Here is a 22,213-nt window from a genome sequence, read left to right on the forward strand (position 1 = left end):
TGTGGTTGGCGGGTTATCCCGCTACCTTTAATGGTTCCGTTTGATACTCAAGTAAGCTCTGCTGCGCGCTTTTAAAGTAGGCTTCGTCCATATCGACGCCGATAAACTTGCGCCCCAGCTCGATGCAGGCTTTCCAAGTGGAGCCGGCCCCCATGAAAGGATCGAAAACAATCCGCCCCGGCCTTGTGCTGGTCTGTACGATATGGCGCATCATATCGAGCGGCTTTTCACAGGGGTGTTTGCCTGGGTAGCGCTCCACAGGCCTGAAGTCCCACACGTCTGTATAAGGCGCATCGTCGCTGACAGAGAACGGACGTCGCAGGCTTTTGTTTTCCTTCTTTAACTCTTCATATTCCTGCCGTAGTTCCGCATGGGTGCGCTGTAGCGTGCTGTATTCTTTTGATAGCTCGCCATGACTGGTGGCGCGCTCAGCAAAGAGTCGCTGAAGGGCTTCGTATCCCTAAAGTAGGCTATCAGTGGCTCGAATACACGCGCCCTTAACTCCGCGCACCTCTGCCTATAGCCAGATTGCCAAACTGGGTCACTTTCTGCGTTGTAGTGTTCGGCGAATAGAACCCGCTCGGTTTGGCTGACAAATTGTCTCAGCAATTCCTTACGGTGACGCCTAAACACGCCGCTAGGCTTACGCCATACAATATGGTTTAGAAGCCGAAAACGCTCATCGACTCTTACTTCTATCTTGCTGGCCATGCGGTCGGAGCATAACAGATACAGGCTGCCGGATGGCTTCAGCACCCGGTGAAACTCCGCCAGGAGATCGTCCAGCCAGTTTAAAAAGTCGTCTTCCTTCCGCCACTGGTTATCCCAGGCGTCGGTCTTCACCTTGAAGTAAGGCGGGTCCGTGGCGATCAGGTCAATGGAATTATCAGGTAATTGCTTCATCACCTCGCGGCAATCAGCGTTATAGAGTTGAACTCCCGGTACGGGCACTACGTGTTCTGGTGTCATGATCCTTCCTGAATGGGCCGGGTTACCCCCTGTCCATGCAACGGCGAGCGGCCCTTTAAAACGCAAAAACCCGGCTCCTTGCGGATACCGGGCTGCTAATGTGTATGAGTTGAATATTGCTCTAGGCGTAAATATACACAATGGTAGTTACAAAACACTCAATTATTCAAATTATATCGACAATGAAAAATATTGTTCTATATTTTGGAACAAATGATTAAAACACACCACCACTCGAAAGCGTCTACAATCAGTCGTTGAAGATGGCTAACGCCTCTGTTTTTCACTTCGACGGCGCCTCCAACTATGCCAGACTCTGATAATTTCACTTTGACTCGAGAAATCTTTGCTAAGCTTTAATAACTCTTGGTTCCAGTCAGGCAATCAGCACACTTTGTCTTACGTTTACCAGTGATCTTGATTGCAGAATCTTTGCTCTAATCACTCACGCTAGGATGAGAGGGGTAAATGGTCACGCACCTTTCTTTTTGTCCAATAACTTGCTTAGTGAGGCTTGGCTTTACCCTTCTTGCTTCTTCCTACACAGGGAGAAGGCGTTGTTCTATTTCATGCCGGCTTCTCTCCCTCCACTCCCAAACCCTGCATACGTTCAAGAAATCGCTAATGCAGAGCAAGCTAAAAAGAGCCGAGTCTTACTCGTCAGGCACGAAGTATAAGTTCCGACTATCCTTGGATAACTCTAAAAGAATGCCAGATAACACCACCGCTCTGGCCCTCAATGGAGCTGACAACAAAGATTGTTCAAAAGATGAAAGTCATATTACCACCAATATTAATAAGGTTAGTAACAAGAATATATACTAGTTAAAGATACCAAAGTATAGAACAAGGAGGGACCATGCTGAATCGTCTAAAAATATGGCAGCAGTTAGCGCTTGCATCTTTGGTTATCGCCATACCATTATTTATCTCTTTAATTAGCATTATAAATGCCCAGCAGCAAGAAGTGTTCGACGCAAAGGCTCAGATAGAGGCAACAAAATTAGTAACAAGCCTGACTATAATTCAGCAAAATATAACGACACATAGAGGGACGACCGTTATCTGGAAGGAAGAAGACTCGTCACTCATAACAAAATTGCAGGCTCAAGACAGGGAACTGGACAAGCTATTCAGTCAATTACTAGAACTATCAAAAAGTACGGAATCAACAATTGGCATGACAGATGTTATAACTCAGCTAAATGAAGAATGGGGCAGTTTAAAAAATGGCTATTCTCAACAGAGCCTAAAAGATAGTTTTGATGCACATAGCGAACTCATTCAGAAAATAATTGGTGTATATTTAGTAATTACTGAAAAAGGAAAGCTCAGCCTAAGTAAGTCTGAAGATATAAGGCAGCTCACTACCGCTTCACTTCTCCTAACTCCAAATATAGCAGAAGAAGCAGGAAAACTGAGAGGACAGCTATCTTCATTAATGTCTAAGTACGCATTAGGACATGATATTGATAGAGAAGTCTTAGCAGGGATATCAGGATATATTGGAGCTATAAGATCTCGTGAGATTTCTTTAGAGCACTACCTTGAAAAGGTTACATCCAACAACAGCGCAATCAGGGGCCGACTCCAGAGCAAAGTAGATGCATCTATAATAGAAGTAGAGCGCATGCTGGATATATCAAGAGACTATCGTGGCATAATTTATAACGCACGACCGTTAAAGGAGGGGGCTGCAGTAGAGTACTTCCAACAATCAACCCGAAGCATAGAGTCATTATATAACTTATGGCAGTCTATCATGGAAGAAATTAGGCTTCTGTCTGACGAGAATAAGTCAGAGGCTGAACTGACAAGAAATCTAATCGTTGGTGGGGCATTGCTTGTGCTAGTAATAACAATAATTACTGGCTATAGAATAATCCATAACATTACAAACAGCCTGGGCGCTGAGCCTTCAGAGCTAGGTGAAGTTGCGACCAGTATTGCCAATGGTAATCTTGATCAGAAGTTAGGGGAAGTAAAAGGGGTAATGGCGACCCTCAAAAACATGCGCGATCAATTAAGAGAGCAGATTCAGAAAGACCGTGAGCAACTAATAGTCACCACTCGACTAAAACAAGCTATAGATACCACCTCAACAGCACTAATGGTGGCAGACGAGTCCTTCAATATAATCTACATGAACCCAGCTGTAAGACAGACGCTAAAAGCCGCAGAATCAGAGATTAAAAAACAACTCCCTCAGTTTGATGCGGATAAACTGGATGGGCAATGTATAGATATTTTTCACAAGAACCCAAGTCACCAACGCGATTTGCTAAAAGGGCTGCGAAAGCCTTATGGTGCGAAGCTGCAGCTAGGTAACGCGCACTTTGATTTAACTGCTGGAACTATCAGAAACTCTGAAGAGCAGATACTGGGATTTGTCGTCGAATGGTTAGATGTAACCAATCAAGTTGTAACAGAAAGAGAAGTTCAACAAATAGTTGAAAGCGCTCGAAGTGGAAACTTGAAAGTACAAGTATCAATAGAAGGAAAGACAGGCTTCTTCAAATCGCTCGCGCAGGGACTCAATGAGCTGGTTTCCGTTATGGATGCAGTCTTGTCAGACGTAGGGCGAGTGATGGGCCTGCTTACTGAGGGCGAGTTACATGGACGCATGAAGGAAAGTTATGAGGGGCAATATGCAAACCTCGCAAGCTCAGTAAACAGCAGCATGGAACGACTAGATGACATCATTGTGCAGCTCTCTCAAAGTAGTGTGAGTGTAAAGGCTTCTAACCAAGAAATTTCCACAGGCAATTCTCAACTGTCAGAAAGAACAGAAAAGCAAAGCTCAAGTCTTGAAGAGACAGCTTCAAGCATTGAAGAGCTAACTAGCAATGTTCGTAATACAGCGGATAACGCTCGACAAGCAGACCAACTAGCCAACCTTGCCAGAAATGCGGCGGCTACCGGGGGAGAAGTCACAGGCCGAGCAGTAGGGTCCATGAAAGAAATTAATGAAGCAAGTCGAAAAATAGCGGAAATTATTGGGGTTATTGATGATATTGCTTTTCAAACTAACCTGCTGGCGTTAAACGCATCAGTTGAAGCAGCCCGCGCTGGTGATCAAGGACGTGGGTTTGCTGTAGTGGCGACTGAAGTGCGCAATTTAGCGCAGCGCAGCGCCACATCAGCAAGAGAAATCAAAGAGCTAATAGAGGACAGTGTCAAAAAAGTACAGTTGGGTTCAACGCTAGTTGATGAATCTGGAAAGACCCTGGAAGAGATAAACTCGCAAGTTAAAAAAGTGGGAGACCTGATCTCCGATATTGCCGCCGCAACGGAAGAGCAAAGCTCCGGCATTGACCAGGTCAACAGAGCGATAATGGAGTTGGACGATATTACCCAGCAAAACGCCGCGCTGGCGGAAGAAATTGCATCGTCTTCAGAGTCCTGCCTAGAAAATGTAAACCAAATGTCTCAGTTAATGTCATTTTTCAAGACAGCTGAAGGGCTTGAAAACGTTAAAAAAACCTCACCAGAGACTAAAAAGGCTCCTCCAAGAAAGGCCTCAGCCACTCAACAATCTGGCGCTCTCCCTAAAAATTCTGGTAAAGAGGACGAGGACTGGGAGGTATTCTAACCAGCGTTAGCTTTCGATTGCAGTGATTGGCGTCACCGGACAAAGACGCCCACCCAATTAATTATTGGCTTCTGGCGCTGCGCTCATTGGACGAGTAAAGCGCCGCATCAATCCAGGCGACGCCCGACTTCACCAACAGGTCCGCCTTGCGCCGATCCAGCTTCGGCATGCGTCGCACCACATAGGACAGGTTCTCCCCCGCCATGTAATACAGCCGCACGACCTCCTCCATCTCCTCATCCCGCGCGCGCAGTTTGGAAACAGCCAAATCCACCTTGGCCGCTTCCTGATCCGTAATCACCGGCGAGCGGACCGAGCTGCCGCCTAAACGGGAGAAAGGCGTCGACGTGGGATACCCCACGTCCGCGTCCATTTTTGACCACCGCACCCATTGCTCCAGCAGCCAGGGCGTTTCATTCATTGCTCTATTCATGCAGCCCCTCTTAACTTCATCATTTGCATAATCACTTCCACCGCTCGCCCGCTGTTAATGAGCTTGGCGTCGCAACGGAACACGCTCCAATCCAGCGCCATGGCTTCGGCGTATTTCTCCATATCCGCGCTGATGCCTTTCGCCGTTTGGTGTCGGCCCAGCTTCAGGGTTCCGTTTTTGTTCCTGCCGTAGCAGGTGATCCCCTCCACCTCCGCCGCGATCCGGTACTCCGGCCACGCGAAGTCAAAGCGCCAGCGCCGCACCGGATGAAATCGGTATTCCCTGACGGGCTCCGGCAGTTTCAGCGCCCGAATATGTAGCGCCAGGGTTTCCTCCAACTTGCTCACCTCACCCCCAACAGTTCGTTTTCAATCAGTTGTATGTGCGTCCAGGCAAGCCAGTCCATAGTCAGTTGCTCCCGTTACGTCTTCGTCAGCGCCATGCCTCAGCAAGTTCGAATGCGCCGCCTGTGCCCCCCTCAATGCCGCAAGTCGCGCAAGGCAATTGCCGGATAGCCGCTAGTAGTTTGTTGTTTCGATAAATCACGCCCCATACCTCATCCGCTCCGCTCGCTTGTTGGCTGACTTTGTCCGCCGTCCGTAGTTCCCAGTGCAGCCGGGCCTCTTCCTCCGTCAGGTAAACCCGATTTGCCTTGGCTCGGGCGAACTCGGCGGCCATTGCAGCGTCCTTATAGTTCAGCTCGGGATAGGTTCTTTCCAGCTCGCCCAGAACAGCCGCCCCCGTGGCGACCGCTTCGGACACTTCCTGATAGGCGCGACGGGCGGACTCTAAGTCCGGGTGAATACCCAATTCGATGACGGACACCTGGGCTTCCATCTGTTCTTTGGTTAGACATGCCGCCATGCGCGTGGCGTCGATGTGCTCGCAACCCACTTGCCGGCTGCACACCACGACACCCGCAGCACCAAACACATCATTCAGGTAAGTCAGACAAAGCTCTTCAGGCATCGCCGAGACGATGGGAGAATACCTGCCTGTGTAGCAGGTTTGTGACAGTTTGGGCCAGCCCGACTGTTAATGGTGGGCCTGCCTTGCTGTACAAAAAAACGTCTACTAGGCTTCTTTATACGGCCCGCCTCCGCGAGCGGGCCTGTTTCGCTGTTGAGTATTCGAGCTGCATGCCTTCCTAACCGGCGCTCCCAAGCCTCAGGTATGCGCATACAAGGATCAAACAAGGAGCCGCTTATGGAACCCTATCTCGGACAGATCAGCATGATGAGCTTTAGTTTCCCCCCCAAAGACTGGGCTTTTTGCAGTGGGGATCTCCAGCAAATAAGCCAAAACCCAGCGCTCTACGCCCTTATCAGTACCTATTATGGAGGGGATGCCAGAACGACCTACGCTTTACCGGACTTGAGAGGGCGAGCGCCAGTACACTGGGGCCGGTTATACCAATACGAATATACCCTGGGACAGAAAGGGGGGACCGAGACCATAACATTAACTGAAAGCACATTACCCCAGCATACTCACACAGTTTACGCCTCATCGGAAGACGCCGATAAAGGCGGCCCCAATGACCAGCGTATATTGGCCGCCACTCCTGACATCTATCGTCCACTTACCAATCCTGTCCCTATGAGTTCTTCCGCTGTTGGCATGACTGGCGGCAGTAGCAGCGCATACGCAACGCCTTTTCCAAACATGCAGCCTTCACTGGCGATAAACTTCTGCATTGCTATTTCGGGCTACTTTCCCCCGCGCAACTAACGAGGGTTGACAAGTATGCTTACTTTATCGACCAGCGCGATTAGTAAAGACCATATTCCCCACGATCAAACTTTACTCTTGAGCCAAGCGCGTCTTCAGAAACGGAGGTCACAAGCATGTCATTGCCTTTCATCGCCGAAATAAGAATTTTTGGGTTCAACTACCCTCCCCGCAGTTGGTCATTTTGTAGTGGTCAAATCATCCCTATCGATGAAAACCAAGCCCTTTTCGCCTTGATAGGCTCCATTTACGGCGGCGACGCCAGGGTGACATTGGGGCTCCCCAATCTTCAAGGACGCAGTCCACTTCAGGCAGGTAAAAGCCCAGGCCTCACTGAGCGCCGGTTAGCAGAATATGGTGGATTGCCAGAAGTTCAACTCGCAACAGCACATGTACCTTCTCATACACATACCCTGTATGCCGCCAGACAAGCAGGAACAACCCCCGAGCCCAGTGGCCAGCTGTTCGCCTATCAGGCCGGGGACGCACAACCTGACTACAAACAGCCGCCTCTTGGAGATCTAGAGGCCATGTCTCCAGGAATGTTGGCGTACACAGGTCAGAGTTCAATGGTTGAAAATCGCCAGCCTTTTTTGGGACTTTCATTCTGCATAGCCTTAGATGGAATTTTTCCACCGCGAAACTAGAGGTTCAGCATCTTTCGTCATAGATCTTTCGCATACGTCGATACAGAGGCCGCCGCGGCGGACAAGGAGAGGAGAAAATGGCAGATTCATTTCTTAGTGAGATACGTATTTTCGCAGCTACTTTCGCACCACGTAACTGGAGCTTTTGCGATGGTCAGGTATTGACGGTCTCACAGCAGCCCGCTTTATTTAGCTTGCTGGGAGTTTCTTATGGAGGGGATGGAAGGACCACGTTCGCCCTACCGGATATGCGCGGCCGTCTTCCTTTGCACTTTGGACAGGGGCCAGGACTAACCCCCTACCCTATTGGAGCAAGAGTAGGCGTCGAATCCGTCACTTTGTCGATGGAAAACATGCCCCGGCACACACACACGCTTATGGCGTCGAATGACGCTGTCACTGCTGATGTCTCTCCCTCAAATCAAGTGACCGGCGTTACTGACCCCGCAGCTCCGTTTTACACGACAACAGGCAATATAACGCCTCTGGCGTCAGAGGCAGTGGGATACGCAGGAGGCGATCAAAGTCAACAAACCTACCCACACTCCATCATGATGCCCTATTTAGCGTTGAACTTTATTATCTCGTTAAAGGGCATGTATCCAAGTCGCAATTAATCAAAGGAGTGTGGCGCTATGTCTGAACCATTTATCGCAGAAGTCCGCATATTCTCGTTTAATTTCCCTCCCGCCAGTTGGGCGTATTGTAGCGGACAATTGTACGCTATAGGTCAAAACCAGGCTTTATTTTCTCTTATTGGAAGCCTCTACGGAGGCGATGGAAGAACGACGATGGGCTTACCTAACCTTCAATGCCGAAGCCCATTGCAGGCTGGGACAGGCTTAGGCCTGACGCCTCGCCAATTATCCAGCTTTGGAGGAACGCCCTACACAGTGCTTGATGAGATACAAATTCCCCGTCATACACACGCCCTTAAGGCAGTTGCCTCCAGTGGTACAACCCCTGAGCCGCAGAACCAGCTATTCGCCTATCAAGGGGGCGACCTTCAGCCTGACTACAAGCAACCTCCATTGGGCAATCTCGTGTCAATGCATCCTCAAATGCTCACCAATACCGGCGACAGTGGCGCGCTCGATAATCGGCAGCCCTTTTTGACTCTCTCTTTCTGTATCGCGCTGGAAGGTATTTATCCACCAAGAAACTAAACCCGAACCAGATAAGGGCGCTATGCGCCCTTCTTGATATCACTCGCCAGCAATCAGGCTGGATAACCGCTATCAACTACCCACTTTGTAACTGAACACGGACTCATACAGATAGCAATCGTCTTTTTCCGCGACGGGTACGATAAAGATATCGTGCGCGCCGCAGTTATCGTTCTTAACCGCACAGGTTTGCTGCGGCATCAGGCCTTTGTCTTTTCCCGCCTTGAAGATGACCGAGAAGCTTTCAAAACCGCCTCCCAACTCTTTTTTATCCGTCACTTCCACGAGCGTTAACTCCAAAGGCGGTTGGCTGGAATCATAAGTTGCGTAGAAAGTTTTATCTTGATTGGACTGAAACTGGTCATGGGTAAACATCGGCGTCTCCCTGCTGAGTTCATAAGCTTTTTACACCACGCACATGCATTTAACCCTGCATGCTCCTATAGAGTATAGACAACACCCGGGCGACTGATAGTGACATGTAGAATATCCACGTTAGGAACAACGCTCCTGTCACAGATAGTCTTACGCCAGTCTTTCTAGACTACCCACCTATTAACTTGATAAATCAAAAGGTTCAGGTCTATGCTGAAGGAGCGGTTGTACCTTCTCTGACCGGCCCACACGCTGTATGTGGACCTCCTTGTTAACCCAAATACGGAGGAAACAGATGGAAGCCATCACAAGGGATGATGTGGTCATGCATAGTGACAAACAGGTTTCCTGCTCTGTCGATCAGGGCGTTGTCGTCATGAACGTCAACGCCGGTGAATTCTACGACTTAAATCATTCCGCGTCCGATGTCTGGAGGCTATTGGACTCTCCTACAAAAGTGTCGACACTGTGCGATCGCCTTCGCGAAAGATATAACGTCGACTCCGAACGCTGCGAAAAAGATGTGCTAAGCCTGCTCAACCGTTTGCGGGAAAAAGGCGTCATCGAAGCGCAAAAAATGAAACGCTAACAGAACCAACCTAACGCCTCTCCTGTAGTGTGGCCAAATTCACATTAAATAAAGAGTATTGACACTATGGACCAGGAAAACGAAGACACCAAAGTTATTGAAGAATGGGAAGCGCCTGACTTTACCGTCATGGACGCAAGTCAAGCGCAAAACCTTCCAGGTGACGGTCTTGACGGGGGGTTTGGCGGAGACTCACGTTCCTAGCGTCAGGCTTAGCAAGGCGTCACTCATGCGGTAGACGCCTCCGTTTCTCGAAGCACCAACGTCTTCACAATGCTATTGGCTTCCGACATCCGCTTAGGGCGGGACAAGCGGTATACGGAAACGGCTCCGGCAAGCAAAGCGCAGGCGTCAAGCGTCTGTTGTCGTTGCTCACGCGACACCAGAAGCACTTTCCGAAAGCACTGCTCAAACAGTCCTGTGACGGCCTCCTGGGGGTTAAGTTTACGCAACGAAAATTCACTACCTTCCGATAAAATATAGACGCCTTGCACCAGCGCCCTGGACAATGAGAAATTACGATGCGCCGGATAACAGTGTTTGACACGCGTATTAAAGGGTAAGCGGGGATATCGCTCTGGCGCCTCCCCTATGGCCTGCAATACATCAGGCGAAAGCTTAAGCCGTGGAAATCCTGGCCATAAACCTATGTTGTCCCCCTCTAATGATAAGGGGCAAATATCATCGCTTAGCAGGTCGTGCCCCTGATGGTAAAAGAACCCCGCCATACTCGATTTTCCTGCGGTTTTATTACCGCAAAACAAGAGCGCCCCTCCATTTGGCAAACGCACAGCGGATGCATGCAGAACCAGTCGTTTGCGCCATTGCAGTATGGCGCCCATACATGATCCCAGCACGTGCGCAAAAATACTCCAGCTTTGTGACGTTTCGCCCGGTGTAACGACAACCATCCTCGGCCGAACCCAGAATCGTCCTCCGTCGTCGTCAAATATCAGCACTTCGCTTTCATCCGCCTGAAACCGCTTACCTTGCTTCAGCACTTTTTCGAGCCTGAGAGGCGCTTCCCCTATCGTGACGGAGAGATCAGAGCCATCGCCGCCTTGCACGAGCCAAGGAAATTCAAACTCAGTTTGAATTTGCAATCCATAAACCTGGTAATAATACATTCGCCCTTTTCCTGTATGGCCTGCTTTCTTCCGGTATGTTTTGGACTACGCTTATATCTATTCGACAGACAAATGGCGATCACCTGCAGTGGGGCCATTCATAATAAAAATGTATAGCCGCAGATGCTTCATACCACAAGAGGTGTTATCAAGCAGATCAGTTCAGCGGAAATATTATTGCGCAGGGAGCAAGCTCTATGGGAACGTTGGACCTGATTCAACTCGCCAGGACTTTCATTTCTTACGATAAGTTCGAAAAGGCCGCGTCGATACTTATCCAACACTTGCATGCCAACCCGGATTGCCCGCATGCGCAAGGCCTACTCAAAAGCATCAATAATCGCAGAAAACAGAATACCGGCGTCATTCCAACCCCACGCATAATTGTCACTGACTTCCTATCCCAAGTGCAGATTGATGAACTCTTGAGGGCGGCGGAGCAACATGTCAGCAAATTCGAAATAGGAACAGTGTCTGGGACAAAAGAGGTTGCGCCGGAGATGAGGAACAGCTTGCGTTTAAGAGACCCTGCAATAGAGAAAAAGCTTAACGACTGGTTTCCTCCTCCTCTTCGCAGGGGGCTAACAGAGTACTGCTCCCAGTTAAACGTCCCCCAATTCGAAATCAGCGAGATAGAACTGAAATTTTGCTGCTACCCCAGCGGCGCCTATTTTCATGTCCATCGGGATGACCAGGCCACTTACGTCGGCTCTTCAGGCAGTCATCCTCCAAGCGAGCGCAGGATCAGCTTCGCCTACTATTTTCACCGTCTTCCTAAGCGTTTTAGCGGGGGAGAGTTACGGCTCTACGCCACAGACAGAAAACACAGCATCTATTCGCACACACGAATGGAATCCATTCCTCCACGCTTCAACTCACTGGTGCTTTTCCCCAGCGGCTTTTTTCATGAAGTCCTTAAAGTCACGGAAGCGTCGGGAGAAGTTATGAACGGCAGGTTCGCCATCAATGGCCACCTTTGCGAAGCTTTGCACGTTCAAGAGAGGATAGGCGGGATGACTCAGGGCGCCAGCGCATGAGTGGCATCGCCGGTTTATATCACACAAAAAAAGTCATCGCCGAGGCGGACATGCGCGCCATGTCAAACGCCATGTCCCATCGAGGACCTGATGGGAGGAATGTTTGGCGACATACGCAAATCGGCTTCTGTCACAATATGCTGCACACCACGCCGGAGTCTTTATTTGAAGTTTTGCCTGCGCAGTCAAGCGACCGACAGGTCGCCATTACCGCTGACGCTCGCCTGGACAACCGAGAAGAGCTTGCTGAACTATTACGAGTCAGTCGGTGCGACCTGTCTTTGCTGAGTGACAGCCAGCTAATACTCATGGCGTATCGTTATTGGGATGTAGCCTGTGTAAACCGTTTATTGGGCGACTTCTGCTTCGCCATCTGGGACAAGAGCGAACATCGCCTGTTTCTTGCAATGGACCCGATGGGAACCCGGTCGCTACTCTATTTTCACTCCCCAGACCTTTTTGCGTTCGCAACAGACGTTAAAGCCCTGCTGGCGGTTCCAGGAGTAGATAAAAAGCTAGATGAAACAGGGTTTGTCCTTCTCGCGTCAGGCCGCAGACGGGAGGCGCCAGAACTCACGTGCTTTGAAGGCATAACCCGGCTTACCGGTGGAGAGTCCCTATCTGTCATCCCTCCCACTCCCGGACAATCAGGCTGGAAGGTTGAAAAGCGCAGTTACTACTCTCTTCAACCCGACACTCATCATTTCAAGAGACCCGAAGAAACGCTTGAGGCGTTCAGGGAGACATTCCGACAGGCGGTGACCTGCCGAATGCGCAGCGCCTTCCCCGTAGCGACATTACTAAGCGGCGGACTGGATTCGTCCTCTATCAGCTGTATGGCCGCCGACCACCTGCATACAACATCTCCTCCACTCTTCGCCGTATCATCCTGCCTGTCCAGCCAAGACCCTGAACAGGACGAGAAACGCTTTATTGATATCGTTGCGCAGCAAAAGCAACTGCAGGTTCACTATATAACCCCCACTTCCAGCCCCGCCGCCCTGCTGCATCAAGTACACGACATGACCGGCCTTCCAGTTAACCTCAATCCGCATGTTTATACAGCGCTCTACGCCAAAGCGCAGAGTGAAGGCGCGCGCACCGTTATAGATGGCGTGGGCGGCGAATGGGGGCCTAGCTGGACTGGTGAGGGTTATCTGTGGCGCTTGCTGCAGCAAATGCACTGGGACAAGCTGAAAGAAACAGTCATCAATTTATCGAATAACTACTCCCAGTCCCCGCGCAGCATTGTTCAAAACGAGATTCTGGCGCCGCTGGAGCCCGGATTTCTGCGCACCATGCGCCACAAGATGAAAGGCTACTTATTAGAGGAAAACCGACTCCCCCTGACCAGTAGACTGCACAACCTGTACTCCTCTTCGTCACCGCATGCGCTATCCTCAGATAAATCTCCCCTGACCAGACGTTTGAACATAGTGCTCAGTGGGCGTACGCCAAGAGAGTGGTATTCACCGCACTTTCACATCCGCAACACTTTTCCTTATTTGGATGAACGGATATTGAAGTTTTGTCTGGGACTGTCGAATGAGTGGTTCATACAAAAAGGCTGGCGACGCTATTTCATTCGCGCGGCGATGGAGAACACCCTCCCTCCCGAAATTCAGTGGCGTAAGGATAAAAAGCCTTTTTCTCCAAGCTACCACAGACTTATGCAGGCAGACGCGCCAGTCTACGAGAGGATCATTCAGGAAGTATCCCTGTCAGACCCAGTTAGAGACTACATCGATGTCGAGAGGATCAAGCGCATTATCTCAGAGTTAAATCAACGCCCATCGTGGGCCCCATACAAAGGCGTGGACTTCGCGCGTAAAGTCGTTGATTTTGGCGTGCAGAGCCTGGTATTCCTTCGCTGGTTTCAGCGACTTTAAAGAGGAGCGTATGGATCTATTTATCCGATACTCTGCAACGGATTGCAGGAAGCATCGCAACGCAGCTCACCAGGATTTTCCATGCGCACAACGAAGTCCGCGCAGGATAGTAAGGTCCGTCGATGAGTAATAACAAGGATGGTCGTAGATCCTTTTAGCTCATGAATCGCGTCTATAATTACCGCCTCGTTCACTTTGTCCAGCGCACTGCTCACCTCATCCAGAACAAGCAATGCCGGTTTTCTCAACAACGCCCTTGCAATCGAAAGTCGCTGCCTTTCGCCTCCCGACAACAACCCTCCTCTTTCACCGATAACGGTATCCAATCCATAAGGCAGCTCACGAACAAAGGTCTCTGCCGAAGCCCTCCGTAAAGCCTCCCATAGCTCACCTTCTTGCAGCGATGGCTCAATCCAAAGTAAATTCTCACGAATACTCTTGTTGAATAGAAAGCTCTCTTGCGTCACATAACTGACAGAACGCCGCCACCGCGCCATCTCTTTTTCAGAGAGTCTCTCGTTATCAATGAGCACCTGCCCAGCGTACGGGGCCAAGAGTCCTGACAGAATATCCGCCACCGTAGACTTGCCTGAGCCGGAGGGCCCCATCAGCGCTGTGACGCTATTGACAGGTAAATGTATCGAGAAGTTTTGTAGCCTGTATCCTCCCTGTGACGAAGGATAATAGAAAGAGACGTGATCCAACCGAATGCTTTGCGTCGGAGTTATGTGTCCTGCAGAAGTATCCGGCGCCATCGACTCCACTGCCTCTCCACTGTTTACGATATCTTCCACTTCGGCATAAGAGGGCAAAATATTGAGTATCTGCTGATAACGATAAGTCATGTCTTTAAGAATTGGCGCGAACCGTGAAAAAATGAAAAGCAATACAATAAACTCAGCCGCCGGGATGTTGATCCACTTAATAAAGGCGTAACAAAGCCCTCCCAAGCACACAGCGATTAGTATTTCGTAATACAGGGAAAGAAGCGCGCTTAATTTCTTGAACCTCAGCAATATGCTCCCCAAGCGTTGGCTCTGCTCTTCCAAATCACTAAACGCGCGCGCTTCCTGCATAAATGTTTTGACGACTTTCATCCCCAGCATGTATTCGCTTACCGCAGAGAAATAGGTCTGGCGCAACCCCTTTCCTTCCTCTCCATTCTGAAAGCTTAAACGGTTTAAACTTCGCGCCCCTGCATATATAGCCCCCCCGCTCGCCAGCGCGACCAGCGTCAGGCCTGGAGACGTCAGGTATGAAATAACGCCATAAACGCACAAAACAAAGCCCGAAGATCCCAGTTGAACAAGCAGTATGGATAGTTGCGAAACTCTATCCACTTCATGAGTCAAAACTTGAGCCAAACGTGAGATCTGCAGACCGGCGAGTCGCCGCCATGGAAATGAGAGGATCGTCGTCGTCAGTCGCCCTCTGATATAAAGAGCCAGCCCTGTTTGCAACTTGCCGGCGAGTGTCTGCTGGAAATACTTGATGAAGGAGTAAGTACCGGTTAGAACGACGAACATGATCAAAGCTTCATTCAGCTCCAGTTCGTCTCCCAGCCAAGCCCATTGCGAACCCAGCTCATAGCCAGCGTCGACACCCGCCAAGGTCAACAAAGGGATCAACGCCAACACGCCGACGCCCTGCACGCAGGCCAGAACGAAGAGCAACACTATTAGCAGCAAAATACTGCGCTTGTCATAACGCCATGTCATTATCAGGTATGACGAAATACGCTTTTGAACTTTTCTGTTCAAGCTTCGGACCTGCCAAATGTTATTCCACCCATACCCTTTTCCTGGAGATCAGGTATCGCCAGATCCATAAAGCTGGCCTGAGAAGATAATAAACAGGGTACATATATCTGGGGAGCTGAAGGAGTGCGATATCATTAGCCGACACACGAAAAAACTGGGTTAAGTGCCTAATCAAATACTCTTTCCTGAACGAAAAAAGGCATAGCAGAGCATACTGTTCTACAGGCCTGAGATAAACGCCATCCTGATTCGCGCGCGCCCATCGAGAGCATAACAGACGTGCGTTAATGCTCTTCTTCGCATACGCCAACAGCTGTTTATCCACTGGCGTGAATAGTAACTGGTGAGAAAGCCTGATCGCGGCCAAAACCGATTGCTCAACTTTCCACTGGCGAGATTTGACCATCACAACATTAATATCCACCAGTCCGGCGGAGAGATATGCGTCAATATCAGACAGCCAACTTAACCTTGCCCAGCATGATCTGGCCCCATGCATGACCAGATAAATGAACTCGTCTTCAGCGCTCATGCTAGCCTGGCCGTATTTATTCAGATAGCAGGGATAATTCCTCTCAGATACTTTATTTCGCAACTCAGGAAGCATGTGCTCGTTATCATCCAAACGCACATGCAACTCAAGATAAATATCTCGCGACGCATTGTAATAGATAAAGTCCTTATTACTTTTCAGATAGGCTTCCAAGACCAGCGGTGAAGCGTTCTCGATAGGCATGGTTCGCTGATAGCCAGCGTCTCTAAGCAATCGATCAAAGGCCGCTGCATTGGGTTGAGACACAAGCACATCCAAATCACGACACTCTCTAAAAGCCCCGTCCTGATATAACCTCTCCGATAAAGCAGGCCCCTTTAAACACAGGCAGGGCAGCTGACTTTTTCGCAGGCGCTCGCTCACCCTTGCGAGTTCAGCACAGTGTCTCAAGTTGCGAAGTCTGGCCTCCCTCTCCATGACGCGGAGACGTGAACGAATCTGAGGAGGAACCATATCTTCCATGGGTTGTAACTTTCGCCATACCAAGGGCGTAACCCGGTGCCATCTTAACTGATGCAAGAAGCTCTCCCAGCCCGAGTCATCAAGCCGCGAGCACTGCATTTTAAGACTCGACAAAGGCGTAGCGGAATAAGCCAGGCATGTACGCAAAAGTTGATAAGACGCGCGGCGGTTTCTCTGCGCCGCCTCGGCTACAGTCATACCATCACACGCTGCATGACCTCAGGACGCCACATCATCCGTTCATAAGGCGGCGATACTGATTCGGTGACAAACCCCAGTTTCAGGTAGAGTTTTTTCGCTGCGACGTTCTGCATCAACACACTTAAAGTCAACGGCGCGCAGATCTGGGTCGCGGCGGCCTGCAGGCTGCGGATGACCTCCTCTCCAAAGCCTTTGCCCCTGGCTTGGGGAATAAATGCAATATCGATCACATGCACTTCGTTGTGGCCAAAATCGATGGTGACTTTACCGATGCGCTCATGCTGCTTTTCAATGATGAAATACATGGCGTTAGGGTATTGCGCGCCATAGCCCTGCTGTTGCGCCTTGAACTGCATGTCGATGATGGACTCAACAAAGTCGCGCTCGCCATCTATCAGTCGCAAATCCTCTCTCGTGCTGTTATGAAGTTGCTCCAGAAACGCCTTGTCGGAAGCGGTAGAGGGGCGGACAACCAGGCCCTGCCCTAATTTCACATCCTTCACTTTCATAATTCCTTTACCCCTTTTTTATAGTTCCGGCTCGCTAAATGAACCGGGATGCGCTCTCATCCATGCAACAAGTATAGCTCGGGCCTGAGTGATGCAAAGTTCGCGGCGCCATTGGACTCTATGACAAAGCGTCCTATGCTAGAAAACAATCTTCCCTGGCGAAGAAAAGCCCACTGTCGAATTAGCGGATACAGTTGGATTGGTAGGAAGCGGAAACGGCGTAACGGAGCATCATGCAACAGTCGGAACTTGCTTATTGGATCGCAGAAGAACACTTAACGTCTTCCAGAGTGAACAAATACGCCGAGCGCTTCGCCGCGAATGGCTTGGTTTATCTGGATGACTTCCTGCGGCGGGAAATCGCTGTCAAGCTGGCTCATTTTGTCGCCCACGAAGCCTCTTATTCTCCGGTGTACGGCGCCTATCAAAACGATATAAAAGTGTCCGCGGAAGAATGGACTGAACTCGATGAACAACGACGATTTTTTCACATGTCCCGTTATCAGGGCCCCAAACCGGAGTTCATGATGACGCCCGCCAGTCTGACGTATATGAGATTTCAACAGCGCCCCGTGCAGAGTCTGTTCGCTCATTACGCCGCCAGCCTGACGCCAGATCCTCCCAGCGAAATGCTTTGCCAGGATATGCTGTTGACCGCGCTGCGGGAGCAACAATATCTGCGCCCCCATACCGACAGGGGAACGGGAGTAAAAAGACATGTGTGTATCGTGTTTTATCTGTCGCAGGACTGGCGGGAGGAAGATGAAGGCGGCCTTAAGATTCAGACGCTGCAAGGAGAAACAATAACTCTACCCGCCCTCTTTAACCGCTGCATCATCTTCAAACCAGACCTGCTTCATAGCGTTACGCCCTTCGCCAGGTCCGCGGCGGGAAAGGTGCGTTACAGCCAGACTATCTGGTACGGCTAGCCTGAAGTAGGCGAGCGTAGAGGCCGTCCAGCTTCTGGGAAATCATGTTCGCGTCTTGCGCTGAGAATACGCGGCGTTTGTCCTCGCTGTCCCCCTGAAAAGACCGGCTGGGGTCTTTGGAGTACTGTCCCGCTCTGCGCTTCAGGCGCTGCCGGTCATCCGCAGAGAAAGACACGCCGAAGTGATCTGCGATGCGGTTCTCCACGGCGTCTGGAAGCTCCGTGTAGTCCACAACCAGTACAGAGCTATCCAGCGACTGCGCCATGCCGTTCATAAGCGCGGCCAATACCTCCAGCTGATAAGACAGCAACACGTCCGAGGCGGCGTCATCCACTTTTGAAACAAGATGCGACAGCACAGACAAATCTGTTGTCGCCATATGCCTTCCGGCAAGCCTTTGATGCGACGCCAGTATTTCTTCTGGCCGCCGAATTACAAACACCGATGGCGTGTCGGGATAGAGCTGGCGCAGCAGCGGCCAGAAGCCAATATCCCAGGCGTTCCACTTCACAATCAGGTCCTGATCGCAGCCTCCCGCCAGCCCTTGCGCAGCCAGCAGAAAACGTAGCGCTTCCACTTTTTGATTCTTCGCCAGATCCTGGTCCAGCAATAACTCCGTCAATACGCTGGATTCTGAGATCACGCAATGCGCGGAAGAGACGGCCAACAGATTTGATACTAGCGTCGAGCCGCAACGGGACAGATGAAAAATAAAGCCAGCAGGACGAACTTCATCAAACAAATGGGAATGCCGGATCAGATACTCGATACGCATAGCGGGTTTAATGATGCTTCCAATTATCGAACGCGCCCTTTGTGTGGCGATGCGCTCATCCCAAAAAGGCGCCCAGTCTCCCGCAGACGGCGCCACGCCCCATATCACACGCTTGCGCACGGCTTCGTAGCGTACTGGCGTCCACTGGCGCAACAGCAAAGACAGATCAGGCTCACACTCCTGCCCGTTGCAGGCGATCAAAGCCGATAAGATATCAACTTCATTACAGGATTCAGCGCTGACATGGCGCTGTAGCATTGAATGCAGTTCATCAAGCTGCTGACAGGCCGCACACTGCGCCAATACGTCCTCTGATTCGAGCAGTCGCGTATAAACAGCGCGACTATCCATGCAAAGCCTCCAGCTCATCCATCACCCTGGCGTTGATGGCCGAGACCCGTTGGGCGCTGATACCTTCCTCCATCGCATCTCTAAACCACTGCTCGACGTCCTGAAAGCGCCGGCTTTGATATATCGTCGTCAGGGCCTTTTCCAGCGGTGCGCCCAATAATTCAAACACCAGCTGATCCAGTAACCATTCTCGACTGCGGACCACCTCATCCAGCTTGCCAACTTTGGCATGCGCGGCTTTCGACCATATCCGTTTGAGGTGATAAACGCCCAGTTCTCCCACTTCCGTACTGGCAGGCAACGGAAGATCCTCTGTCGCGGGACGACTGCGATAGGAGAACTCAAAATCAGGAAAATCATTCAGATGGTAATGAAAGCCAATAGCGCTACCGGAGATCGGGCGTATATTTTTCACGTATCTGGGCAACGTCAATTGCGATTGATTCTCCTCCAGACAATGGTCTCCATACACGCGTATGAATGTGGTCACCTTGAGATCCGTCATGTCGTCGCCACACTCTGGCACAGTCAGGGCGCCAGCAAGTCGGGATTGATCCCCGGCATCGAGCGCCGCCGCCGTCGAGCGGTCCAGCCGGAACAGCTCTCCTAGTGGTAGCGTCCGCTGATTTACGTCAGATTGCAGCCATGCGTCGATTTGCACGGACTCGGGTATCAGTATGCCGTTCGGACGCAGAAACTGCTGCAGGTGAGCGAATATTTTCACTTGCGGCTCCTGCTGCAACATATGCTTCATGGTTTCCGACAGCACGATGTCATAGGCGACGTTCGCCGGAGGCGTCCAGACAGTGGCGTCAGCGCAGGTTACATGAGCAATACGGTCATTGACCTCCAGTAGTGATATCACGCGCTCCAGCGAGCTGAGCGACGCCTGGTGGATATCCAGCAGCGTCACTTTCAGCTTCTCTGCAGGAAACAGCGGCAGCAGCGGCGCCAGCAGTAGACCGAAGGGGCCCGTTCCCGCATACAGCGTCTCCACCTTGTCCTGTCGCTGCAGCAGATCCCGAATGGCGTTATAAACGCCCGCCATGAATATCCGGGTGCGCTCAATATCCCAGGCGCATCTGCCTGCCTCCAGAGGCGAAATCGCCTTGCCGAATCCGGTTTGTGTAGCCAGGTCTTCAGAGTAGTTGGCAGGGTACAGATCAATGCCCGCCACGGTAGCAAGCGCTCTGACTAACGTATCCAGGTGCGATTTTGCGTCACCCGCAGAAGTCGCCCCCAACAGTTTTTGCGTCGCCGCTTTTATCGCGTCAGCAGTTACAGCGTAGTTGGCTCCAGCCTTAGACATAATCGGACTCCCTTTGTTAAACGCATCCCGCCTCCCCTCACGGAAGCGGCGTCATATTCAAATATTGCACGACACGCGGCGTAGCGGCCCGGTTGGGGCTCGCGCCATGGGGCAAGTAGTGATGCCAGATAATCAGAGAGCCGGCAGGAGCGGCGACGTATTTAAGATCCAAATGAGACAGATCTTGTTGATTGGGGTCCGCCCCGGGAGGTAACTGCGCCATCCAGTCAATCATCTGGCGGTGAAAGCCCGGCGCGCAATGGAAGGCGCCCTGATTCTCAGCAACGTCCGTTAGATAGATTAAGCCCTGAGTGCGCAATTCCGGCGCGCGGCTGAAGTCGACATCCCAGTGCAGTCTGGTCCCAAAAAACTGATAGCTCGAGGTTTCCGGCGGATTAAAACCGACCCGGTCAATGGAACATTGCAAGCGCTCCGTTCCCCAAATATCCGCAAAAGCCTGACGGATTCTCTCAACCGTGCGATTGGCGTCCAGCACCGGATCGCGAAACAGTTGCACCATGATGTTTTGCTGGGACTGATGCGATTGGTACCAGGATTCCGGCTGGTCAGGGCTTTTCTGTAAGAAGCGATAAATCGCCTCCACAGAAGCCTGGCGCTGATCTCTATTCAAGACGCCTTCCACCACCAGGTATCCGTTTTCGCGCCAGAACGCGACCTGGCTCTCGCTCAAATATCTGGGCGTATCGCCGCACAGCGGTCCCACCATCGAGGCCGCTCCGTCGCATTCACTAGCCCGCAGAGCGGTATTCCCGTCGACTTTTGCGTCGTTTGACGCCACCTGAGAGTTCATCAAAGCCTGATTGATGTCCTCAACCCGCTTTTTACTCAAACCGTCCGGGTTCTGCAGCAAGACCCAACGTTCAAATTCCGAGAAACTGGGGTCGCCGCTGTAGAGAAACCCAAGACAGTGATCAAGCCCCACTCCCAACAGATTCATCAACGCGACATCCGTCCGCCACTCATCCTGACGGAGCCTTTCTTCCAGCCTGCCGCATTTGTTCAGCCGCGATTTGCGCCACAAACGCTTGAGCCAGCACACGCCAAGCTCTCCCACTTCGTCAGCGGACGATAGTGTTTCACTGGGGTGAGTGGGAGAAGTAAGAGGTCCTTGGGACATTTCTACAGGAGCATTACGGGCATAACTCATCAAAGTACCGTCCTTGACAAGTTAACAGGCTGGATTCAATTTTTTCCCGCAGCCATTCGTCGGCGACGCAGTCGATAACCAGATTGATGCGATCGCAGTCCCCCCGGTTGATAACGGTGTGAGTTTGATCCACATTCAGGTACCACAGTTCCCCTTCCTGCATGGGAACCAGATGGTCATTCACCCAGAACTCCAGTAATTCATGACTTTCAATAGGAACATGCAGACGAGCCTCGCCATGCTCCAGGGAAACCGCATGATCACGATGAGGCTTGATGACCGCGCCAGGGCGCAACCGCATCAAACGCACGGATTTGAGTGGGCAACGAAGTGACGCCAGCAGCCGTTGCAGCCCCGGACATCGCCCCAGTACTGGCAGATCCACCCAATCGTCGCAACTCTCAATGGCGAAGCCCTGCAGAATGGGGTGCGCTTCCCGGTAGTGCGCGGGACAACGCAGAGGCATGACATCCCAGGCGCCGCTGTAGTCCCGTTGATTCACATGATTCAACCAGGGTAAGTCACGAATGCATTGCAGATCAGTCTTCAATGCAGGAAGGTCAACGCTGAGATCAATTCTGGCGAACGATAGCGGCTCGGTCATTCCCTGTATTCCTTTTAATTTTGCTCATGGAGCAAAC

The 22,213-nt window shown here is 51.1% G+C and carries 23 protein-coding genes and 1 pseudogene; 10 read left to right on the forward strand and 14 right to left on the reverse strand.

The genetic code is table 11. From position 1 onward, the window contains the following. Window positions 1-13: 13 nt before the first annotated feature. Window positions 14-328: pseudogene (locus tag AC2IBB_RS29810) on the reverse strand (DNA methyltransferase); the annotation flags it as partial. Window positions 329-339: 11 nt separating this feature from the next. Beyond that, a complete protein-coding gene (locus AC2IBB_RS29815) occupies window positions 340-969 on the reverse strand; it encodes a DNA-methyltransferase (protein ID WP_486330292.1) in 630 nt (209 codons plus the stop codon). An 859-nt stretch (window positions 970-1,828) separates the two neighbouring features. Here AC2IBB_RS29815 and AC2IBB_RS29820 point away from each other — a divergent pair. Then, window positions 1,829-4,561, forward strand: a complete 2,733-nt coding sequence (locus AC2IBB_RS29820; RefSeq protein ID WP_486330293.1) for a methyl-accepting chemotaxis protein — start codon at window positions 1,829-1,831, stop codon at window positions 4,559-4,561. Window positions 4,562-4,622: 61 nt separating this feature from the next. On the opposite strand, the gene AC2IBB_RS29825 is transcribed toward AC2IBB_RS29820, so the two are convergent. From AC2IBB_RS29825 to AC2IBB_RS29835, 3 genes are all read right to left on the reverse strand, one after another. Further along, complete coding sequence (locus AC2IBB_RS29825) at window positions 4,623-4,994, reverse strand: hypothetical protein (RefSeq protein ID WP_486330294.1); 372 nt, start codon at window positions 4,992-4,994, stop codon at window positions 4,623-4,625. Further along, entirely contained in the window at window positions 4,991-5,341 is a 351-nt protein-coding gene (locus AC2IBB_RS29830; RefSeq protein WP_486330295.1) for a hypothetical protein, read from the reverse strand. Before AC2IBB_RS29830 ends, AC2IBB_RS29825 begins: the two co-directional genes overlap by 4 nt. 85 nt (window positions 5,342-5,426) lie before the next feature. Continuing rightward, a complete protein-coding gene (locus tag AC2IBB_RS29835; RefSeq protein ID WP_486330296.1) occupies window positions 5,427-5,963 on the reverse strand; it encodes a hypothetical protein in 537 nt (178 codons plus the stop codon). Between the two features lie 237 nt (window positions 5,964-6,200). Here AC2IBB_RS29835 and AC2IBB_RS29840 point away from each other — a divergent pair, with 237 nt between their 5' ends. From AC2IBB_RS29840 to AC2IBB_RS29855, 4 genes are all read left to right on the forward strand, one after another. After that, window positions 6,201-6,725, forward strand: a complete 525-nt coding sequence (locus tag AC2IBB_RS29840) for a phage tail protein (RefSeq protein ID WP_486330297.1) — start codon at window positions 6,201-6,203, stop codon at window positions 6,723-6,725. Window positions 6,726-6,841: 116 nt separating this feature from the next. Then, a complete protein-coding gene (locus AC2IBB_RS29845) occupies window positions 6,842-7,372 on the forward strand; it encodes a phage tail protein (protein WP_486330298.1) in 531 nt (176 codons plus the stop codon). Between the two features lie 77 nt (window positions 7,373-7,449). Beyond that, window positions 7,450-7,989 carry a phage tail protein gene (locus AC2IBB_RS29850; protein ID WP_486330299.1) on the forward strand — a complete coding sequence of 180 codons (540 nt, stop codon included), beginning with the start codon at window positions 7,450-7,452 and terminating at the stop codon, window positions 7,987-7,989. A gap of 18 nt (window positions 7,990-8,007) precedes the next feature. Further along, the gene (locus AC2IBB_RS29855) at window positions 8,008-8,538 is read left to right on the forward strand and encodes a phage tail protein (protein WP_486330300.1); all 531 of its coding nucleotides are present in this window, start codon (window positions 8,008-8,010) and stop codon (window positions 8,536-8,538) included. A gap of 72 nt (window positions 8,539-8,610) precedes the next feature. On the opposite strand, the gene AC2IBB_RS29860 is transcribed toward AC2IBB_RS29855, so the two are convergent. After that, window positions 8,611-8,913, reverse strand: a complete 303-nt coding sequence (locus AC2IBB_RS29860) for a DUF6916 family protein (protein WP_486330301.1) — start codon at window positions 8,911-8,913, stop codon at window positions 8,611-8,613. A 295-nt stretch (window positions 8,914-9,208) separates the two neighbouring features. On the opposite strand from AC2IBB_RS29860, the gene AC2IBB_RS29865 reads away from it, so the two are divergent. Together AC2IBB_RS29865 and AC2IBB_RS29870 are read left to right on the forward strand one after the other, a co-directional pair. Further along, window positions 9,209-9,502 (forward strand): PqqD family protein, encoded by a 294-nt coding sequence (locus tag AC2IBB_RS29865; RefSeq protein WP_486330302.1) that lies wholly within the window; start codon window positions 9,209-9,211, stop codon window positions 9,500-9,502. Between the two features lie 66 nt (window positions 9,503-9,568). Next, a complete protein-coding gene (locus AC2IBB_RS29870) occupies window positions 9,569-9,706 on the forward strand; it encodes a hypothetical protein (RefSeq protein WP_486330303.1) in 138 nt (45 codons plus the stop codon). A 23-nt stretch (window positions 9,707-9,729) separates the two neighbouring features. On the opposite strand, the gene AC2IBB_RS29875 is transcribed toward AC2IBB_RS29870, so the two are convergent. After that, window positions 9,730-10,629 carry a hypothetical protein gene (locus AC2IBB_RS29875; RefSeq protein WP_486330304.1) on the reverse strand — a complete coding sequence of 300 codons (900 nt, stop codon included), beginning with the start codon at window positions 10,627-10,629 and terminating at the stop codon, window positions 9,730-9,732. 197 nt (window positions 10,630-10,826) lie between these two features. Between AC2IBB_RS29875 and AC2IBB_RS29880 the strand changes: the two genes are divergently transcribed. Both AC2IBB_RS29880 and AC2IBB_RS29885 read left to right on the forward strand, forming a co-directional pair. After that, window positions 10,827-11,666, forward strand: coding sequence for a 2OG-Fe(II) oxygenase (locus AC2IBB_RS29880; protein ID WP_486330305.1), 840 nt, complete (start codon window positions 10,827-10,829; stop codon window positions 11,664-11,666). Further along, window positions 11,663-13,555 (forward strand): asparagine synthase-related protein, encoded by a 1,893-nt coding sequence (locus AC2IBB_RS29885; RefSeq protein ID WP_486330306.1) that lies wholly within the window; start codon window positions 11,663-11,665, stop codon window positions 13,553-13,555. Before AC2IBB_RS29880 ends, AC2IBB_RS29885 begins: the two co-directional genes overlap by 4 nt. Before the next feature lie 20 nt (window positions 13,556-13,575). On the opposite strand, the gene AC2IBB_RS29890 is transcribed toward AC2IBB_RS29885, so the two are convergent. Genes AC2IBB_RS29890 through AC2IBB_RS29900 form a run of 3 tightly spaced genes read right to left on the reverse strand, consistent with a single transcriptional unit; the run spans window position 13,576 to window position 17,040 of the window. Continuing rightward, window positions 13,576-15,315 (reverse strand): ABC transporter ATP-binding protein, encoded by a 1,740-nt coding sequence (locus AC2IBB_RS29890; RefSeq protein WP_486330307.1) that lies wholly within the window; start codon window positions 15,313-15,315, stop codon window positions 13,576-13,578. A 19-nt stretch (window positions 15,316-15,334) separates the two neighbouring features. Beyond that, window positions 15,335-16,528 (reverse strand): nucleotidyltransferase domain-containing protein, encoded by a 1,194-nt coding sequence (locus AC2IBB_RS29895; protein WP_486330308.1) that lies wholly within the window; start codon window positions 16,526-16,528, stop codon window positions 15,335-15,337. Next, the gene (locus AC2IBB_RS29900) at window positions 16,525-17,040 is read right to left on the reverse strand and encodes a GNAT family N-acetyltransferase (protein ID WP_486330309.1); all 516 of its coding nucleotides are present in this window, start codon (window positions 17,038-17,040) and stop codon (window positions 16,525-16,527) included. The genes AC2IBB_RS29895 and AC2IBB_RS29900 overlap by 4 nt, the downstream gene beginning before the upstream one ends. A 233-nt stretch (window positions 17,041-17,273) precedes the next feature. Between AC2IBB_RS29900 and AC2IBB_RS29905 the strand changes: the two genes are divergently transcribed. After that, a complete protein-coding gene (locus AC2IBB_RS29905) occupies window positions 17,274-17,969 on the forward strand; it encodes a 2OG-Fe(II) oxygenase (protein WP_486330310.1) in 696 nt (231 codons plus the stop codon). Here the strand turns inward: AC2IBB_RS29905 and AC2IBB_RS29910 are convergent. From AC2IBB_RS29910 to AC2IBB_RS29925, 4 genes are read right to left on the reverse strand one after another with little or no spacing between them, the layout of a single operon-like run. After that, entirely contained in the window at window positions 17,953-19,095 is a 1,143-nt protein-coding gene (locus AC2IBB_RS29910) for a hypothetical protein (RefSeq protein WP_486330311.1), read from the reverse strand. The two genes, AC2IBB_RS29905 and AC2IBB_RS29910, sit on opposite strands and share 17 nt — an antisense overlap. After that, window positions 19,088-20,404, reverse strand: a complete 1,317-nt coding sequence (locus tag AC2IBB_RS29915; protein ID WP_486330312.1) for an SAM-dependent methyltransferase — start codon at window positions 20,402-20,404, stop codon at window positions 19,088-19,090. The genes AC2IBB_RS29910 and AC2IBB_RS29915 overlap by 8 nt, the downstream gene beginning before the upstream one ends. A 37-nt stretch (window positions 20,405-20,441) precedes the next feature. Continuing rightward, on the reverse strand, window positions 20,442-21,572 hold the full coding sequence (locus AC2IBB_RS29920) for a phytanoyl-CoA dioxygenase family protein (RefSeq protein ID WP_486330313.1): 1,131 nt from the start codon (window positions 21,570-21,572) through the stop codon (window positions 20,442-20,444). Then, window positions 21,556-22,176 carry an aspartyl/asparaginyl beta-hydroxylase domain-containing protein gene (locus AC2IBB_RS29925; RefSeq protein WP_486330314.1) on the reverse strand — a complete coding sequence of 207 codons (621 nt, stop codon included), beginning with the start codon at window positions 22,174-22,176 and terminating at the stop codon, window positions 21,556-21,558. The genes AC2IBB_RS29920 and AC2IBB_RS29925 overlap by 17 nt, the downstream gene beginning before the upstream one ends. Window positions 22,177-22,213 lie beyond the last annotated feature (37 nt).

Source organism: Hahella sp. NS-SX17, from assembly GCF_057367735.1.

Excerpts from the sequence above, each read along its gene's own strand:
- AC2IBB_RS29815 (WP_486330292.1), bottom strand. The coding sequence starts at position 969 with ATGACACCAGAACACGTAGTGCCCGTACCGGGAGTTCAACTCTATAAC.
- AC2IBB_RS29820 (WP_486330293.1), top strand. The coding sequence starts at position 1,829 with ATGCTGAATCGTCTAAAAATATGGCAGCAGTTAGCGCTTGCATCTTTG.
- AC2IBB_RS29825 (WP_486330294.1), bottom strand. The coding sequence starts at position 4,994 with ATGAATAGAGCAATGAATGAAACGCCCTGGCTGCTGGAGCAATGGGTG.
- AC2IBB_RS29835 (WP_486330296.1), bottom strand. The coding sequence starts at position 5,963 with ATGCCTGAAGAGCTTTGTCTGACTTACCTGAATGATGTGTTTGGTGCT.
- AC2IBB_RS29840 (WP_486330297.1), top strand. The coding sequence starts at position 6,201 with ATGGAACCCTATCTCGGACAGATCAGCATGATGAGCTTTAGTTTCCCC.
- AC2IBB_RS29845 (WP_486330298.1), top strand. The coding sequence starts at position 6,842 with ATGTCATTGCCTTTCATCGCCGAAATAAGAATTTTTGGGTTCAACTAC.
- AC2IBB_RS29850 (WP_486330299.1), top strand. The coding sequence starts at position 7,450 with ATGGCAGATTCATTTCTTAGTGAGATACGTATTTTCGCAGCTACTTTC.
- AC2IBB_RS29855 (WP_486330300.1), top strand. The coding sequence starts at position 8,008 with ATGTCTGAACCATTTATCGCAGAAGTCCGCATATTCTCGTTTAATTTC.
- AC2IBB_RS29860 (WP_486330301.1), bottom strand. The coding sequence starts at position 8,913 with ATGTTTACCCATGACCAGTTTCAGTCCAATCAAGATAAAACTTTCTAC.
- AC2IBB_RS29865 (WP_486330302.1), top strand. The coding sequence starts at position 9,209 with ATGGAAGCCATCACAAGGGATGATGTGGTCATGCATAGTGACAAACAG.
- AC2IBB_RS29870 (WP_486330303.1), top strand. The coding sequence starts at position 9,569 with ATGGACCAGGAAAACGAAGACACCAAAGTTATTGAAGAATGGGAAGCG.
- AC2IBB_RS29875 (WP_486330304.1), bottom strand. The coding sequence starts at position 10,629 with ATGTATTATTACCAGGTTTATGGATTGCAAATTCAAACTGAGTTTGAA.
- AC2IBB_RS29880 (WP_486330305.1), top strand. The coding sequence starts at position 10,827 with ATGGGAACGTTGGACCTGATTCAACTCGCCAGGACTTTCATTTCTTAC.
- AC2IBB_RS29885 (WP_486330306.1), top strand. The coding sequence starts at position 11,663 with ATGAGTGGCATCGCCGGTTTATATCACACAAAAAAAGTCATCGCCGAG.
- AC2IBB_RS29895 (WP_486330308.1), bottom strand. The coding sequence starts at position 16,528 with ATGACTGTAGCCGAGGCGGCGCAGAGAAACCGCCGCGCGTCTTATCAA.
- AC2IBB_RS29900 (WP_486330309.1), bottom strand. The coding sequence starts at position 17,040 with ATGAAAGTGAAGGATGTGAAATTAGGGCAGGGCCTGGTTGTCCGCCCC.
- AC2IBB_RS29905 (WP_486330310.1), top strand. The coding sequence starts at position 17,274 with ATGCAACAGTCGGAACTTGCTTATTGGATCGCAGAAGAACACTTAACG.
- AC2IBB_RS29910 (WP_486330311.1), bottom strand. The coding sequence starts at position 19,095 with ATGGATAGTCGCGCTGTTTATACGCGACTGCTCGAATCAGAGGACGTA.
- AC2IBB_RS29915 (WP_486330312.1), bottom strand. The coding sequence starts at position 20,404 with ATGTCTAAGGCTGGAGCCAACTACGCTGTAACTGCTGACGCGATAAAA.
- AC2IBB_RS29920 (WP_486330313.1), bottom strand. The coding sequence starts at position 21,572 with ATGAGTTATGCCCGTAATGCTCCTGTAGAAATGTCCCAAGGACCTCTT.
- AC2IBB_RS29925 (WP_486330314.1), bottom strand. The coding sequence starts at position 22,176 with ATGACCGAGCCGCTATCGTTCGCCAGAATTGATCTCAGCGTTGACCTT.